The 15,885-nt window shown below is 43.1% G+C and carries 13 protein-coding genes and 1 pseudogene; 5 read left to right on the forward strand and 9 right to left on the reverse strand.

Translation table 11 applies throughout. The features are described 5' to 3' along the window. Nucleotides 1-72: 72 nt before the first annotated feature. Both WMO37_RS09320 and ftsH read right to left on the reverse strand, forming a co-directional pair. The gene (locus tag WMO37_RS09320; RefSeq protein ID WP_349154861.1) at nt 73-795 is read right to left on the reverse strand and encodes a CvpA family protein; all 723 of its coding nucleotides are present in this window, start codon (nt 793-795) and stop codon (nt 73-75) included. A gap of 160 nt (nt 796-955) precedes the next feature. Next, entirely contained in the window at nt 956-3,058 is a 2,103-nt protein-coding gene (gene ftsH / locus WMO37_RS09325) for an ATP-dependent zinc metalloprotease FtsH (protein WP_022431958.1), read from the reverse strand. Nucleotides 3,059-3,354: 296 nt separating this feature from the next. On the opposite strand from ftsH, the gene WMO37_RS09330 reads away from it, so the two are divergent. Continuing rightward, complete coding sequence (locus WMO37_RS09330) at nt 3,355-4,107, forward strand: 4'-phosphopantetheinyl transferase family protein (protein WP_349154862.1); 753 nt, start codon at nt 3,355-3,357, stop codon at nt 4,105-4,107. A gap of 92 nt (nt 4,108-4,199) precedes the next feature. Next, complete coding sequence (locus WMO37_RS09335; RefSeq protein ID WP_022431960.1) at nt 4,200-4,733, forward strand: DUF3877 family protein; 534 nt, start codon at nt 4,200-4,202, stop codon at nt 4,731-4,733. Between the two features lie 293 nt (nt 4,734-5,026). On the opposite strand, the gene pyrG is transcribed toward WMO37_RS09335, so the two are convergent. From pyrG to WMO37_RS09350, 3 genes are all read right to left on the reverse strand, one after another. After that, nucleotides 5,027-6,640, reverse strand: a complete 1,614-nt coding sequence (pyrG, locus tag WMO37_RS09340; RefSeq protein WP_022431961.1) for a CTP synthase — start codon at nt 6,638-6,640, stop codon at nt 5,027-5,029. 154 nt (nt 6,641-6,794) lie between these two features. Continuing rightward, entirely contained in the window at nt 6,795-8,540 is a 1,746-nt protein-coding gene (locus WMO37_RS09345; protein WP_227090066.1) for an ABC transporter ATP-binding protein, read from the reverse strand. A 3-nt stretch (nt 8,541-8,543) separates the two neighbouring features. Next, nucleotides 8,544-10,271, reverse strand: a complete 1,728-nt coding sequence (locus tag WMO37_RS09350) for an ABC transporter ATP-binding protein (RefSeq protein WP_022431963.1) — start codon at nt 10,269-10,271, stop codon at nt 8,544-8,546. Nucleotides 10,272-10,438: 167 nt separating this feature from the next. Here WMO37_RS09350 and WMO37_RS09355 point away from each other — a divergent pair, with 167 nt between their 5' ends. After that, the gene (locus WMO37_RS09355; protein ID WP_349154863.1) at nt 10,439-11,320 is read left to right on the forward strand and encodes a LysR family transcriptional regulator; all 882 of its coding nucleotides are present in this window, start codon (nt 10,439-10,441) and stop codon (nt 11,318-11,320) included. On the opposite strand, the gene fliB is transcribed toward WMO37_RS09355, so the two are convergent. Then, nucleotides 11,280-12,461 (reverse strand): flagellin lysine-N-methylase, encoded by a 1,182-nt coding sequence (gene fliB / locus WMO37_RS09360; protein WP_349154864.1) that lies wholly within the window; start codon nt 12,459-12,461, stop codon nt 11,280-11,282. The genes WMO37_RS09355 and fliB overlap by 41 nt on opposite strands. Before the next feature lie 337 nt (nt 12,462-12,798). Between fliB and WMO37_RS09365 the strand changes: the two genes are divergently transcribed. Both WMO37_RS09365 and WMO37_RS09370 read left to right on the forward strand, forming a co-directional pair. Further along, a complete protein-coding gene (locus WMO37_RS09365; protein ID WP_227090062.1) occupies nt 12,799-14,331 on the forward strand; it encodes an ABC transporter permease subunit in 1,533 nt (510 codons plus the stop codon). After that, complete coding sequence (locus WMO37_RS09370; RefSeq protein WP_227090061.1) at nt 14,318-15,064, forward strand: amino acid ABC transporter ATP-binding protein; 747 nt, start codon at nt 14,318-14,320, stop codon at nt 15,062-15,064. The genes WMO37_RS09365 and WMO37_RS09370 overlap by 14 nt, the downstream gene beginning before the upstream one ends. Nucleotides 15,065-15,117: 53 nt before the next feature. On the opposite strand, the gene WMO37_RS09375 is transcribed toward WMO37_RS09370, so the two are convergent. The 3 genes and pseudogenes from WMO37_RS09375 to WMO37_RS09385 form a co-directional block, all read right to left on the reverse strand. Further along, the gene (locus WMO37_RS09375) at nt 15,118-15,330 is read right to left on the reverse strand and encodes a hypothetical protein (RefSeq protein ID WP_349154865.1); all 213 of its coding nucleotides are present in this window, start codon (nt 15,328-15,330) and stop codon (nt 15,118-15,120) included. 29 nt (nt 15,331-15,359) lie between these two features. Next, complete coding sequence (locus WMO37_RS09380; RefSeq protein WP_227090059.1) at nt 15,360-15,581, reverse strand: Lar family restriction alleviation protein; 222 nt, start codon at nt 15,579-15,581, stop codon at nt 15,360-15,362. 130 nt (nt 15,582-15,711) lie between these two features. Beyond that, nucleotides 15,712-15,885: pseudogene (locus WMO37_RS09385) on the reverse strand (cytidylate kinase-like family protein); the annotation flags it as partial.

Below are 15,885 nucleotides of genomic sequence, written 5' to 3' on the forward strand. Positions count from 1 at the left end.
GCACTGCCGCCTGTATTTATTTTCTATAAATACAGGCGGCAGTGGAACCTTCCGGCTTATTCAACGCAGCTGTTAAATCCAGCTGTTAAAAATATACAATAGAAAAACCACAATCGGATTGCTGTTATATATGGCAAGCGTGACAGGATTCACTTCTATTTGACCATAGAGCCAGCTTCCTAATCCGGTTGTGCTGATTAAGGATACAAAATATAAAATAATACAGACAGCCATAACACCCTGCACCAGACCGAGTAAAAGTCCCAGAATTCTATTGACACCACCCAGTATCGGAATATGGTTGGCAACAATAAACATACGTTTTACAATTCCCAACAGAATGCTTAATACCAGCACCGTCAAAAAGTATGAAATACCTGTCAATATAAACTGCGTAATATATTCTGCAGCATACTGCGCAATGCCGCTCTCCTGCACAATTTTATTACCTGCCTGTGCCATGTTGTTCTCCAACTGCTCAACCATCTGCTTTGGCAGATAAATCCCCTGATTCTGCAGTACTCCTGCCGTATCTTCTCCGGTATGATCCAGCTGCTCATCTACAGACTGGCTCAAACGGTCATTGATAGTTTTTTCACAGGATTGTTCAATCGAATGATAAATTCCTGTGTGATTTACCATAAAATCTTTGACTCTGGGTGCAAGACCATTCGCCGCAATCAAAATGACAACCCATGCTGCAATGGAATAAAACACCATAAGAACACCTCTTTGGTATCCACGTACCATATTAAAAAGTACAATTCCAAAAAGTACAAGCACTACTAATGACATTCTTTTCTTTCCTTCCCTAAATATAAATTGATATTATCCCATTTCTTTTACCCTGTCAATCTTTATTTCAAAACGTGCGCTGTCAAGCGTACTGTTAAAAAATCCCCATCAGCAGCTTATTTACTGCTAATGGGGATTTCATATCTGAAACTTTTATGATTTATTGCTCTGTGTTCCGGTCTTCCTCTTTTTCTGTATTCTGTGCCGGAACATCTTTATCCGTCTGCTCTGGTGATGGCTGTTGTGCTTCTGTCTGCTGCGGGTGTTCCCACGGTGCAGGCGGTGCCTGATTGACCGTTGAGGAATAGCTTCCGTCTTCATTAAAGGATACGCTTTCTGCAACCTTTTCTGAAATCGTCATATGGCTTGTATCTACCGGTTCAGGAATTCCTTTGACCTTACGGTAAATTTCCATAAACTGCTTTCCGGTAATTGTTTCTTTCTCATACAGATATTTTGCAATCTCGTCTAATACATCGCGGTTTTCGGATAACAGCTTCTTCGCTTCCGCAAAGCACTCTTTTAACAGTTCTTTAACTTCATCATCAATCATTGCCGCTGTCTCATCGGAACAGTTCAGTCTTGCACTACCGTCCAAATATTTGCTTTCAACGGTTTCCAGACTCATCAGCCCGAATTTTTCCGACATACCGTACTGGGTAATCATGGCTCTGGCAATCTGTGTTGCCTTTTCGATATCGTTTGACGCACCGGTTGTTACCGTATCAAAAACAACTTCTTCTGCGGCACGTCCGCCAAGCAGTGTTACCAGTCTTGTCATCAGTTCGTCCTTTGTCATCAGGTACTTTTCTTCTTCAGGCACCTGCATAACGTAGCCGAGAGAACCCATTGTACGCGGTACAATTGTAATCTTCTGCACCGGCTCGGCATTTTTCTTTAATGCCGTAATCAGCGCATGACCGACTTCATGATATGCAACCGTGCGTTTTTCTTCCTTGCTTAAAATGCGATCTTTCTTTTCCTTACCGGCAATAACCACTTCCACGGCTTCAAATAAATCCTTCTGGGATACCACTTTTCTGCCGTCCTTGACTGCCGCAATCGCCGCTTCGTTAATCATATTGGCAAGATCTGAACCAACCGCACCGCTCGTTGCAAGTCCGATTGCTTCTAAATCAACGGTATCATCCATTAATACATCTTTGGAGTGAACCTTTAAGGTATCAATTCTGCCCTTTAAATCCGGCTTATCGACAATAATTCTTCTGTCAAAACGTCCCGGCCTTAACAGCGCTTTATCAAGCACTTCCGGCCTGTTCGTTGCGGCAAGGATAAATAAGCCCTTAGAAGAATCAAAACCGTCCATTTCTGCAAGCAGCTGGTTTAATGTCTGCTCACGCTCATCATTGCCGCCGCCATAGCGGGAATCTCTGCTTTTACCGATGGCATCAATTTCATCGATGAAAATGATACACGGTGCCTGCTTCTGTGCTTCCTTAAATAAGTCACGCACACGTGATGCACCGACGCCGACAAACATTTCTACAAAATCAGAACCTGCCAGCGAGAAAAACGGTACATTGGCTTCACCGGCTACCGCCTTTGCAAGCAGGGTTTTACCGGTTCCCGGAGGTCCTACAAGCAGTGCGCCCTTCGGCAGTTTTGCACCGATACTTGCGTATTTATCCGGATTGTGCAGGAAATCGACGATTTCTGTCAGAGACTCCTTGGCTTCATCCTGTCCCGCTACATCTTTAAATGTCACGCCGGTCTGCTTCTGTACATAGACCTTGGCTGTATTCTTGCCGACACCCATGCCGCCCATCATACCGCCGCCTTTAGACAGTCTTCTGTATACAAATGTAAACATCAGATAGATAAACAGAATCGGCAGTACATAAACCAGCAGAAAATCAATAATAGACGAACTCTGATCCGGAATATATCCTGAATACGTCACACCTTTATCGTCTAATTTATCTGTAATATCCTTATCTTTAATATAACCGGTATAATACGTATAGGAAAATCCGTTACTGTCTTTTTGTGAATCCGATGGCTGGATTAAGATTCTGTCCGAGTCGAACTTGACTTCTGAAACCTTATCCTCATCTATCATCTGCAAAAATTCAGAATACGTAATTTCTTTATACGTTGCATCTTTTATCATGCTGTTTAACATCGTAATCGCAATAAATGTAATTACGCCTGCAATCAGTATAATAATGATAGTATTCATATTTTTCGGCTTTTTGTCATTTTTGTTGCCGTTATTGGGGTTATTTCTGTTGTTATTATCCATAAATTCCTCCGCCGGACCGTCATTATTTTGTAAAGGGCAGTACACTGTACCCATTTATTTCTTATTATAAATACAATATCACGATAAATCAATAAAAAATCAGTAAAATTCCTTACTATTATTGTTAGCATTTGTATGAAGTATTCATAATCTTTTTAGATTCTTGTTGGCGTTTTTGCTGTGGTCTGTTATGATTAAACCCGTAACAAGATGTCTGTATTGCATAAGTGTACCGCATAAAATAATCCGCAGACATCATAACCGCAGGCTTTGATTGAGAAATGGGAACAGATAAAATGACACAATTTTTAATTTCAATTATGGATATAACACCGCTGTCGGACAGCCTTTCAGGCGACAAGGCACTGTATGACAAGGCTTTTAAACTTGTACCCGGATACCGGCAGCAAAAAATCTGTAATTTAAAAAATGATGCTGCAAAATGCCGCTCTCTTGCCGCCGGACTTCTGCTCAATTACACAACACGCGCATTTATATCCAGCTCTGTTACAGGCTCTTTGGCAGACAATACACCGCTTGCCAAAAAACTTCCATTTCCGGTCACTGTTTCAGATGCTGCCAGCGCCTATATGCAGGAATACGACTATGAAACCGCCTGCGGCGCAAACGGAAAACCTTACTTTAAAGGCCATGCAGATCTGCATTTTAACCTTTCCCACTCCGGGAATTTTGCGGTGTGTATCATTGCCGGTACGCCCTGCGGTATCGACATTGAGGGAAACCGCCCGTTTAAGCCGTCCGTTGCAAAAAGATTTTTTTCAGAAACGGAATATCACTGGATTTATGATACAGAAAATGTATCTGTACAGGCGGAACGTTTTTTCCGTCTCTGGACTTTAAAGGAAGCCTATGCCAAAGCCACTGGAAACGGGATTGCCGCAGAAATTTACGCAGCGTCCTATATCCCGGATACGGACAGCGATGGTCTGTGCTTTGCAGATTCTGAAACTGCCGCGCATTTTCAAATAAAAGAAGCCGAATACAACGGACTGCGGATTGCCGCGGTGCTGTCGGATTCTGCTTTCTGATATATTTCTTAATTTTATTCTGTTTGTAATGCGCTTGTGCAATTCCTATAATTGTAGTATGATTTACGTGAATACAAATATGGAGGATATGTATGTATTTTGACAGACTTGAAAAAAATCTGATTGATATTATTAAAGAAGAACAGGCAAAACTGGGTTTTCGCAAAGAAGCCATCCGCCTGTACTATCCACTCAGTTCCCTGAATCATTTTTTTGAAGCAGAGGATTCTGAAGCCGAAATGCTTGCAAGGCTTTCTGGATTTCCGGCTTCTCTTACGAAAAAGCTGGGAAATGTCACGGTTACGGCTAAAAAAGACCGCTTCTGCTTTCATATTCCGGAAGACGGCAGCGTCTATGTGCATGAGCATACCGATGCCAACGAATTTATCCGCAGTCTGGTAGAACTTTTACAGCACCACGGCTGTACCATGGACGATATTTTTTCCTTATTTAAGGATACTTCTGAAAATGTTATTTTTGAAGAAATGAATCACGGCGAATTTGACTGGCTGGTGCGTTTTACCGGAAACGCAGACGACCCGTATTACTACTGCTTTAAAGATGAAGGCTGTCATATCATCTATCACCGGTTTCTGCCGGAAGACTATGCAGATTTTGAGTTTTAAATGGGGAGCGTGTGAAAGAACATCCCTCAACGTTGTCACTTGACTTCGGTCTGTCCTTTCACACGCCTTTCACACGCTCCTGCAGGGTCATGGTGCCCCCGGAACAGACGTGACAACGGCAGGTCAAATGCCGTCACCGTAGTGACCGCCGCCTAATCAATCCTCCCCCCAATGCTCATTCACTACAAATAAACCAACACCAATAAAGTCCCGACTGCCACCCACCCCATAAATGATAAATGCTCCTGCCGAAGTTAAGTGCTAACGTTGAGGCAGGAGCATTTATCATTTACCTAGTTGTGTTTTTCCTGATATTCCAGTGCCGCGCCGATGAATCCTCTAAAGAGCGGATGTGGTCTGTTTGGTCTGGACTTTAATTCCGGATGAGCCTGTGTTGCTAAGAACCATGGGTGGTCTTCTACTTCTACCATTTCCACAATTCTTCCGTCCGGTGAAATACCGGAAAGCTTCATACCGTTTTCTACTAATACATTTCTGTAATCGTTATTGACTTCATAACGATGACGATGTCTTTCATGAATCGTTTCTTCACCGTATACTTCATACGCCTTGCTTGTCTTATCGAGTACACATGGATAAGAACCCAGTCTTAATGTACCGCCGATGTCGTCTACCCCTTCCTGATCCGGCATTAAGTGGATAACCGGGTGTGTTGTATCCGGCTTTAACTCAACGCTGTGTGCATCGGAATAGCCAATAACATCTCTTGCAAATTCCACGATGGATAACTGCATACCAAGGCAGAGTCCTAAGAACGGCACCTTATTTTCTCTTGCATAGCGGATTGCCTGAATCTTTCCTTCGATACCACGGTCACCGAATCCACCCGGAACAAGGATACCGGATACATCTGAAAGCAGTTCGGCTGCATTTTCTTCCGTAACCAGTTCTGAATCCACCCACTTGATTGTTACATCGGCTGAGTTGTATACACCGCCGTGCTTTAATGCTTCAACAACACTGATGTAGGCATCATGAAGCTGGATATATTTACCGACAAGTGCTACCGTAACTTTCTTCTGTGGGTTCTTCCAAGCCTTGCACATTGCTCTCCACTCGTCTAAATCCGGTTCAGGGCATTCAAGCTGTAAACATTCGCAGGCTACCTGTGCTAAATGTTCTTCTTCCATTGCAAGCGGCGCATCGTATAAGATTTCCACATCGAGGTTCTGTAATACATGTGACTTCGGTACATTACAAAACAGCGCAATCTTATCTTTGATACCCGGCTCTAACGGATGTTCGGTACGGCATACTAAAATATCCGGCTGGATACCCATTCCCTGTAATTCTTTAACACTCGCCTGTGTCGGCTTTGTCTTCATTTCTCCGGAAGCCTTCAGATACGGAATCAGGGTAACATGGATTAAAATCGCATTCTCCCTGCCGACTTCGTGCTGGAACTGACGGATTGCTTCTAAAAACGGCTGGCTTTCGATATCACCGACTGTACCGCCGACTTCGATAATGGCAATCTTTGTATCCTTTGTTGAGAAATCCCTGAAAAAGCGGCTCTTGATTTCATTCGTAATGTGCGGAATAACCTGTACGGTTCCTCCGCCGAAATCACCGCGGCGCTCCTTCTGTAAAACAGACCAGTAAACCTTACCGGTTGTTACATTGGAATTTTTATTTAAGCTTTCATCAATAAATCTTTCATAATGTCCAAGGTCCAAATCCGTTTCCGCACCGTCATCGGTTACAAAAACTTCTCCATGCTGAATCGGGTTCATTGTTCCCGGATCAATGTTGATATATGGGTCAAATTTCTGCATTGTTACAGAAAAGCCGCGTGCTTTCAGCAGGCGTCCGAGTGATGCTGCTGTAATTCCCTTTCCAAGTCCTGAAACGACTCCACCTGTTACAAAAACGTATTTTACGGGCATTAGTTCCTCCATTCTGCCGTATCCGGCAATCCCAAAATTTACAGTAAAAAGAAATATCCGGCAGCATAAAACGGCTACCGGTATGATTTCTTTACATTATTATTCGTATTATACAACGGAAATAAATATATTTCTACTGTTTTTTTATAATTTTTTACTTTGCGAACTGACTCTGATACAGATTTGCATAAAATCCCTGCTTTGCAAGCAGTTCTTCATGATTGCCCTGCTCAATAATTTTGCCATCCTTCATGACTAAAATGACATCGGCATTTTGTATCGTAGACAGGCGGTGCGCAACGATAAAGCTCGTCCTGCCTTCCATCAGCTTTGCAAATGCGTTCTGGATCTTAATTTCTGTTCTTGTATCTATGGACGAAGTCGCTTCATCTAAAATGAGCATCGGCGGGTGGCACAGCATCACTCTTGTAATACAAAGAAGCTGTTTTTGTCCCTGTGATAATCCACCGCCATCTTCTGTGATAAAGGTATCATATCCCTTTGGCAGTCGCTTGATAAAGCTGTGTGCATGAACGGCTTTTGCTGCCGCAATCACCTCTTCATCGGTCGCATCCGGTTTGCCCATGACAATATTTTCACGGATGGTTCCGGTCTTTAACCATGTATCCTGCAATACCATGCCATATCCCGCACGCAGGCTGTGTCGGGTCATTTCACGGATATCAATGCCCGATACGGAAATTTTACCGTCATTCACATCGTAAAAACGCATGAGCAGGTTAATCAGTGTCGTCTTTCCGCAGCCGGTCGGACCGACAATTGCAATACGCTGTCCTTGCTTTACATGCAGGTTAAAATCTTCAATGAGCTTCTTATCCGGCACATAAGAAAATGCTACGTGTTCTAAATCAACCGTTCCATCTACATTTTCAAGCACTGCGGCATCTTTGCTGTCCGGGATTTCCGGCTCTTCTTCGATTAATTCAAAGATACGTGCCGCACACGCAATCGCATTCTGTAATTCTGTCACAACTCCGGAAATTTCATTAAACGGCTTCGTGTATTGGTTTGCATAACTTAAAAAGCAGGATAACTGTCCGACCGTCAATCTGCCGTAAATGGCTGAAATTGCGCCGCTTACCGCAACCCCCGCATATACAAGGCTGTTGATAAAACGGGTAGACGGATTGGTAATCGATGAATAAAAAATGGCTTTGAGTGAACATTTCTGCAGACGGTCATTAATTTCATCAAATCTTTCAAGCGCCTCATCTTCATAGCAGTATGCTTGTACAACCTTCTGTCCGCCAATCATTTCATCAATCAACGCCGTCTGCTCGCCACGCGTTTCAGACTGTAATTTAAACATCTGATACGTATGCTTTGCAATAAAGCTTGCCACAAACAGGGACAGCGGAGTAATTACAATAACTACAAGTGTAATTTTTACATTAATAGATAACATAAATCCGAGTGTTCCAAGAATCGTCAGCACCCCGGAAAAAAACTGGGTAAAGCCCATGAGCAGACCGTCCGCAAACTGGTCTACATCGGCGATAACACGGCTAACGACTTCACCGTAGGAGTGTCCGTCAATATATTTTAACGGCAGCACTTCAATCTTTTCAATCGCTTCGTCACGGATATCCCTTGTCACATGATACGTAATTTTGTTGTTGCAGATATTCATAATCCACTGGGACAGTGCCGTAATTGCAATAACGATTCCGACTTCGGAAAGTATCGCCGTAATTGCCTTAAATTCTACATTCTGCGGTCCGATAATGTAATCAATCGCATTTCCGATTAAAATCGGCACATATAAAGATGATGCCACGGTCACTGCTGCCATTAAAATTGACAGAATCAAAAAGAACCAGTAGCGTTTAATGCGCAGCAGCACTTTTTTTACGGTTGTACCTGTATTTGCCTTTGCCATAACTTACGCCTCCTTTTCTTTCCGGAACTGTGAATAATAAATTTCCTGATATACTTCGCAGTTTTCAAGCAGTTCTTCATGTGTTCCGATACCTGCCACATTTCCGTCATCCAGCACGATAATCCGGTCAGCGTGCATAAGCGATGCCGCACGCTGGGATACGATAAACAGTGTCGGTGCATCTTTCATTTCACGGATTGATTTGCGCAGTGCCGCATCGGTTGCATAATCGAGTGCCGATGCACTGTCGTCTAAAATCAAAATATCCGGTTTTCTTACGACTGCACGGGCAATCGTTAAACGCTGGCGCTGTCCGCCTGATAAATTTTTACCGCCCTGGTCGACAAAGGAATCAAGTTTACCGTCTTTTTTCTCGACAAATTCCCGTGCCTGTGCAATGTCTAATGCTTCCATAATTTCCGTATCGGTCGCATCCTTTTTCCCCCAGCGGATATTGTCACGGATTGTTCCTTTAAAAAGCTGTGCTTTCTGCAAAACAATGCCAACTTTCTCTCGTAAGGCTTCAATCCGATAGTCTTTGACGTTGACACCGTCAATATAAATCTCACCCTTTGTCACGTCATAAAAACGCGGAATCAGATTGACAAGGGACGATTTTCCGGAGCCCGTACCGCCGATGACACCGATGGTCTGTCCTTTCTTTACCGTAAAGCTGATGTCTGTGAGCGATTCATCGCCCGCACCGCTGTAGCGTAAGGATACATTTTTAAATTCCACTGCCGCAGCCTGTGTATCTGTGCTTTCCGTGGTACTGCCGTTTTGCATACTGGACTTAATACTAAATACATTTTCAATTCTGCCCGCACAGGCGAGTGCCTTGGTAATGTTGATAATCAGGTTTGCCAGCTTGATTAATTCAACGAGAATCTGTGACATATAGTTATAGAGTGCCACAACCTGTCCCTGTGTCAGTGTTCCTGCATTGACACGCACCGCACCAATCCAGATCAGTGCGATAATGGAAATGTTGACAACCACATAGGTCAGCGGATTCATCAGTCCGGAAATCTTACCGACAAATTTCTGTAAATGATTAAGCTGTTCATTGGCCTGTTTAAATTCTCTGATTTCATTTTCCTGCTTGTTAAATGCACGTACAACACGCACACCGGTCAGGTTTTCCCTTGTAATGCCAAGAATCTTATCCAGTCCCGCCTGTACTTTTTTGTAAAGCGGTCTTGTGGAGAGCATAATGCCAAAAACGATGACTGCCAGTACCGGAATCGCTACCGCAAAAACAAGCGCCGCTTTGACGTCAATCGTAAATGCCATAATCATTGCACCGAATACAATAAACGGGGAACGCAAAAACAGGCGCAGTACCAGATTGACACCGTTTTGCACCTGGTTAATGTCACTTGTCATACGTGTAATCAGTGTTGACGTACCGATGGTGTCCATTTCCGTAAAGGAAAGGCTCTGGATATGCTTAAATAAATGATGGCGCATACCGGTCGCACAGCCGACTGCCGCTTTCGCCGCAAAATACTGTGCTGTAATGGCACAGGTCAGCCCGATAACTGCCAGTGTCACTAAAAGCAGGCTCATTTTTACAATGTAGCCTTTATCCGCATTGCCGATACCCGTATCAATGATTGCCGATACGACAAGCGGTACAAACAATTCAAACAGTGCTTCGAGCATTTTAAACAACGGCGCGAAGACACATTCTTTTTTGTATGCACTCAGATACATCCAAATTCGCTTCATATTTTACCCCTTTTCTATCCGCACCAGACCGCCTGTATTATCATAGGACCAGTTCTGATTTAGGACTTGATTTCATACGTTTGTTATTTTATCATAAATACATCAATACAGAAAATATTTATAATGTATATGTGATATACGTTTTTTATATAGGAAGGATTTTTGATATGGATTTGAAGCAGCTTTCTTATTTTGTGAAGATTGTTGAAGAAGGAAGTATTTCAGGGGCGGCAAAGAAGCTGTTTATGTCACAGCCGCCGTTAAGCAGTCAGATGAAGCTTCTGGAAACTGAATTGGACTGTACATTGTTTGAGCGGGGTTCACGCACAATCCACCTGACGGAAGCCGGAGAAACCCTTTATAATTACAGCCGTTCGCTGTTGCAGTTAAGCAATGTTGCAAAGCAGGAAACCATGAATGCGGCACGACATTTTAACGGTGTACTGCGTATCGGTATTGTTTCTTCCTTAATCGGTTCGGACGCGCTTGGCTGGCTGTGCGGCTTTTCCAAGCAGTATCCCGGTATTCATTATGAAATTAATGAAGCGGACACCTACCACCTGCTTTCCCAGTTTGAGACCAATGCCATCCACCTTGCACTCCTGCGCACGCCGTTTCACACGGACTCGCTGACCTGCAAGAAGCTGTTTACGGATTCACTGGTTGCAGTGGGGCAGGAATCATTTTTTGCCGACGACCGTTCTTCTTCCATTACGCTTGATGATCTTACGAAGCTCCCGCTTATCGTATACCGCCGCTGGGAACACCTTTTGCGGAAAGAATTTGAGGACAAGAACCTGAGTGCGAACTGGTTCTGTATCAATGACGATGCCCGTACAACCCTTTATTTTGTGGAAATGGGCATGGGGGTCGGTATTATCCCGCAGTCTGCCGCCACGCTGGTTCAAAAAAAAGGAATTGTATGCAAACCGGTTAAAAACTGCGATATCGCAACCGATGTTGTCCTTGCATACAATTCCACTTATCTGCCGGAATGCTCCCGCGCATTTATTGAGTATCTGGACACCCTGTACCCAGATATTCCATAAGTCTGCTCCACGCATATCTGCGTTTCGTCTTAAAATATCCGTTATACACTTCAAAATTTGTATAAGAATGTTCAAACTGGCGCGAATACAAATGCGCCAGGTCGACCTGCTGTGTAAAGGTCAACGTCTTCCCGTTTTCAAGCCAGCACTGCATATCCAGATGTTTTAAAATGAGATATCCGATGACACCGATTTTCGCCTTTAAAAGAATTTCGCTGTCATTGACCGCATTCAAAAAATATCTGTATACATAATACATCATCAGCTGCTCGTACTCGTATTCCTTCTCCTTATAATATGCCGCAAATTCAGACAGCTCCCGTTCATAGTCCTCCGCACCGCAACAGTTTTTAAAATATCTGCTGTTTCTTTCAAGACAGACGTACCAGTCCGGGTTGATAACTTCCATGCCGGCAAAGCGGTCAAAAAAATGCGGGATATTTTCATATGACGTATGATTTTTTCCGCCGTATTTCTTTTTCAAATCCTTTAAACGGTCTTGCAGATAATCCGCCTGTGCGTATGCCTGAATTTCATAATCCATTAAATCCACTCTGTCGGTATCCAGCTTCTTTTGCAGTTTTTTTGCAAAATCCAGATACAGCATACAACGCTCCTCTATTAAAAATGCCCTGTTGCGGATGATATTATACGCCGTTACCCTTGCCTGGCGCAGCTTAAAATATAACTGCGGATCGATATTATTATAGGAAGAAACGGTTTCATCTGTTTCTTCTACCGTAAATGTCAGCGGCTTTTGATAGCTAAACATCAGCTCGCCGGCTGTTTTACAGGACGGCGCCAGTCCGATTTCCCGCTCACTGCCGTATTCGTTGATAAAACGCGGAAATTCGGCGCACGTATCACACAGCTTATCTTCGCCCAGTGCAATAAATAAATCACACAGGTTCTTGTCATTTAAAAACGGGCATCTGCCGTTTTGCAGCGTAAAGGTACAGCCGCCGCCCTCCTCCGGCACCATAACCGACTGTAAGCGCTGTCCGAAACTTCCTGCAACCGTTTTGTAATAGTCATACGACTTTTCATCTACATCCACGTCCCAGCCCGCACAGCACGTATCCGTACATGCCCCTGCAATACATTTAAAATCTTTATAATATTCGGGTGTTCTAATTTTCATCATTTCCTGCTTCTTTCTAAATTTCTTTGATACCAGGGTCAAAAGGTCTAAACCCACATGAGCTTGCTCATAAGTGGGTGAATGACCTTGTGACCCGCCCTAATATGAGCATAAAAGCAGGACGATAGTTCTGCGATATGCGAATATTGGGCAGGATTGTGGGAGTGCGCAGCACGGAACAATCCGCAGGTATCATTATTGGGGGCTTTTGCCCCCAACAGCATTTTTAGTATAGCATATCTTATTTTTTTTACAAATACAGATTGTAGCATTTTCAATTACAGTGTATAATATGATACAATGTCAAAAAATAAATCGACAAAGAAAGGATAAAAGTATGCAACGTACAAAACAAAATCATGCTTGGCGCGTATTTCGCCTGCTGTTGATTTTTTTCTGTATCGGTCTGTCTTTACAGTTTACTTCCTGCGGCAAAAAGCAGGCTGAAAACACTGTTTTTTCAGTAGACGACCTTTCCGGCAAAAAAATCGGTGTCCAGCTTGGTACAACCGGCGATACGCTCGTATCAGATTATGAAACGGACGGTTCAAATACAACCGTTGAACGTTTCAACAAAGGAAACGATGCCATTCAGGCATTAAAACAGGGAAAGATTGATGCAGTTGTCATTGATGCACAACCGGCACAGTCTTTTGTTGCCGCAAACAGCGACTTAATGATTCTCCCTGAAGAATTTGCTAACGAAGACTACGCTATTGCAATTGCAAAAGGCAATTCTTCCCTGACAAGTTCTATCAACGACGCTTTAAACACATTAAAAGCCAACGGCACGCTTGATGCCATTTTAAACAATTACATCGGGGAAAATATCGGACAGACTCCGTATACCTCTCCTGAAAATGTAAACCGTTCCAACGGCACACTGGTTATGGCTACCAATGCTTATTTCCAGCCGTATGAATACTATGAAAACGGCACGATTGTCGGTATTGATGTCGATGTCGCCACGGCAATCTGCGATACTTTAGGAATGACCTTAAAAGTAGAGGATATGGAATTTGATTCTATCATCACTGCCGTATCTTCCGGTAAAGCCGATGTTGGTATTGCAGGTATGACCGTTACACCGGAACGTCAGAAAAATATTGACTTTTCAGATTCTTACACCACTTCACAGCAGGTTATTGTTGTGCGCAATAACGATGCCGTATCCGGCGGTACAAGTCTTTCTGAAAAATTTAAAACAGACTTCTTAACCGATAACCGTTATCAGTTCATCCTGACCGGTCTGAAAAATACACTGATTATCGCAGCCTGTGCCGCATTAATCGGTATTGTCATCGGTTTTTTAGTTGCCGTTGTCCGTTCAAGCCATGACAAAACCGGCAATTTAAAGATTTTAAATGCAATCTGCACCGTTTACCTGACCATTATCCGTGGTACACCAAGTATGGTACAGCTGCTGATTATTTACTATATTATTTTTGGCTCTATGAATATCAGCAAGCTGCTGGTGGCAATTCTGGCATTCGGCATTAACTCCGGTGCTTACGTTGCCGAAATTTTCCGTTCCGGTATTATGTCTATCGACAACGGACAGTTTGAAGCTGCAAGAAGCTTAGGCCTTACCTACCGTCAGACCATGCTTAGCGTTATTCTGCCACAGGCATTTAAAAATGTACTGCCTGCCCTTGCAAATGAATTTATCGTGTTACTGAAAGAGACCTCTATCAGTGGTTATATCGGACTGACCGATTTAACCCGCGGCGGTGATATTATCCGAAGCATTACATATGATGCTTTCCTGCCATTACTCGGTGTTGCATTTATTTACCTTGTACTGGTTGTTATTCTTTCGGCACTTGTAAAGAAACTGGAAAGGAGATTAAGAAGCAATGAGCGAAACTAAATCAGATGTTCTCCTCGAAGTCAAAAACCTGCACAAGGCATTTGACAAACATGTTGTTTTAAATGATGTCAATACGACCGTCCGCAAAGGCGATGTCATTGCCATCATCGGACCTTCCGGCTGCGGTAAATCCACATTTTTACGTTCGTTAAATATGCTGGAAATGCCGACCGGCGGACACGTTTTATTCCACGGCACGGATTTGACCGATAAGTCGGTCAACATCAACCAGATCCGCGAAAAGATTGGTATGGTATTCCAGCACTTTAATCTGTTCCCGAACATGACCATCCGTGAAAATATCTGTCTTGCACCGGTCAAATTAAAGCTGATGACAAAGGAAGAAGCTTCTAAAAAAGCTGATGAACTCTTAGAGCGTGTCGGCTTAAAAGATAAAGCGGATACCTATCCTGCCATGCTTTCCGGCGGACAGAAACAGCGTGTTGCAATTGCCCGTGCGCTGGCAATGAATCCGGAAGTCATGCTGTTTGACGAACCGACTTCTGCGCTTGACCCGGAAATGGTCGGCGAAGTTTTAACAATTATCAAAGAACTTGCCCAGTCCGGCATGACAATGTTAATTGTTACGCATGAAATGGGATTTGCAAAGGAAGTTTCCAACCGCTGTATGTTCTTTTCTGACGGCAATATCACCGAAGAAAATGCACCAAAGGAATTTTTTGAAAACCCACAGAGTCCGAGATTGAAAGAATTTTTATCGAAAGTACTTTAATAAAAATATCCCCCAGCCATTGTCATTTGACTCCGGCTGGGGGTGTGTTTTTATTAAAGACTTAAATCAATATCAACCGTTCCGTTGTTTGCATATTTCATATAGTCAAACAGCTTCGGTGCCGCAAGAAGTTCCAGCGGGTCTCTTTCATGTTCATCGTCTTCAAATATTTCTGCCACTTCTTTAATTTCCGGGTTTGATAAAGAATTCATATATTCTTTTAATTCCAGTACAGTCATATTAAAAAGTTCTTCTTTACTTTTCATGCGTTCATTACTCCTTTTCTTTTTCAAATTTAATCGCCAAAGCCGTTGAAAATAACCTTGCCGGCATTCCACAGTTCAGCTGTTCTTTTTGCCGCCTCAAGTCTTCCGGCATCGTCTTTAAAGCCAAATGTTGCCGACTGGCAGCCGCAGTCCATGCACATGACATAATAACCGCTGTTTTCTTCTTCTAAAATAGAAGGTCCTAAACATCTCGGACAGTCTTCTAATTCAATCATTTCATAAATTTCCATGTTAATCTCCATTCCTCAGGCATTTCACTGCCGTGATTTCAACGCTGTGGGAAAACACTTGCCGGATTTTCCCCACTTTCATGCTATTCTATTATACATGAAATTTGTCTGTATGTGAACCTAAAAATCCGGAGCAGTTCAAACTTCCCCGGATATACTCCTGTGATAACCCCGACTGTCCGGCAATCTGACCGATAATATCTTTGTCATAATAGCCTATGCCGAGTTTTTTAGCTGTTTCTTCACCGATAAAACGTCCGCCGCTTCCAAACTCTCTGCTGATTGTAATAATTCTTTTTGCCAT

This window comes from Lachnospira intestinalis, assembly GCF_040095895.1.
Classification (GTDB): domain Bacteria; phylum Bacillota; class Clostridia; order Lachnospirales; family Lachnospiraceae; genus Lachnospira; species Lachnospira intestinalis.

Coding starts and splice junctions, on each gene's coding strand:
- WMO37_RS09355 (WP_349154863.1), top strand. CDS start 10,439: ATGGATTTGAAGCAGCTTTCTTATTTTGTGAAGATTGTTGAAGAAGGA.
- pyrG (WP_022431961.1), bottom strand. CDS start 6,640: ATGCCCGTAAAATACGTTTTTGTAACAGGTGGAGTCGTTTCAGGACTT.
- WMO37_RS09345 (WP_227090066.1), bottom strand. CDS start 8,540: ATGGCAAAGGCAAATACAGGTACAACCGTAAAAAAAGTGCTGCTGCGC.
- WMO37_RS09380 (WP_227090059.1), bottom strand. CDS start 15,581: ATGGAAATTTATGAAATGATTGAATTAGAAGACTGTCCGAGATGTTTA.
- WMO37_RS09320 (WP_349154861.1), bottom strand. CDS start 795: ATGTCATTAGTAGTGCTTGTACTTTTTGGAATTGTACTTTTTAATATG.
- WMO37_RS09370 (WP_227090061.1), top strand. CDS start 14,318: ATGAGCGAAACTAAATCAGATGTTCTCCTCGAAGTCAAAAACCTGCAC.
- WMO37_RS09375 (WP_349154865.1), bottom strand. CDS start 15,330: ATGAAAAGTAAAGAAGAACTTTTTAATATGACTGTACTGGAATTAAAA.
- WMO37_RS09365 (WP_227090062.1), top strand. CDS start 12,799: ATGCAACGTACAAAACAAAATCATGCTTGGCGCGTATTTCGCCTGCTG.
- ftsH (WP_022431958.1), bottom strand. CDS start 3,058: ATGGATAATAACAACAGAAATAACCCCAATAACGGCAACAAAAATGAC.
- WMO37_RS09330 (WP_349154862.1), top strand. CDS start 3,355: ATGACACAATTTTTAATTTCAATTATGGATATAACACCGCTGTCGGAC.
- WMO37_RS09335 (WP_022431960.1), top strand. CDS start 4,200: ATGTATTTTGACAGACTTGAAAAAAATCTGATTGATATTATTAAAGAA.
- fliB (WP_349154864.1), bottom strand. CDS start 12,461: ATGAAAATTAGAACACCCGAATATTATAAAGATTTTAAATGTATTGCA.
- WMO37_RS09350 (WP_022431963.1), bottom strand. CDS start 10,271: ATGAAGCGAATTTGGATGTATCTGAGTGCATACAAAAAAGAATGTGTC.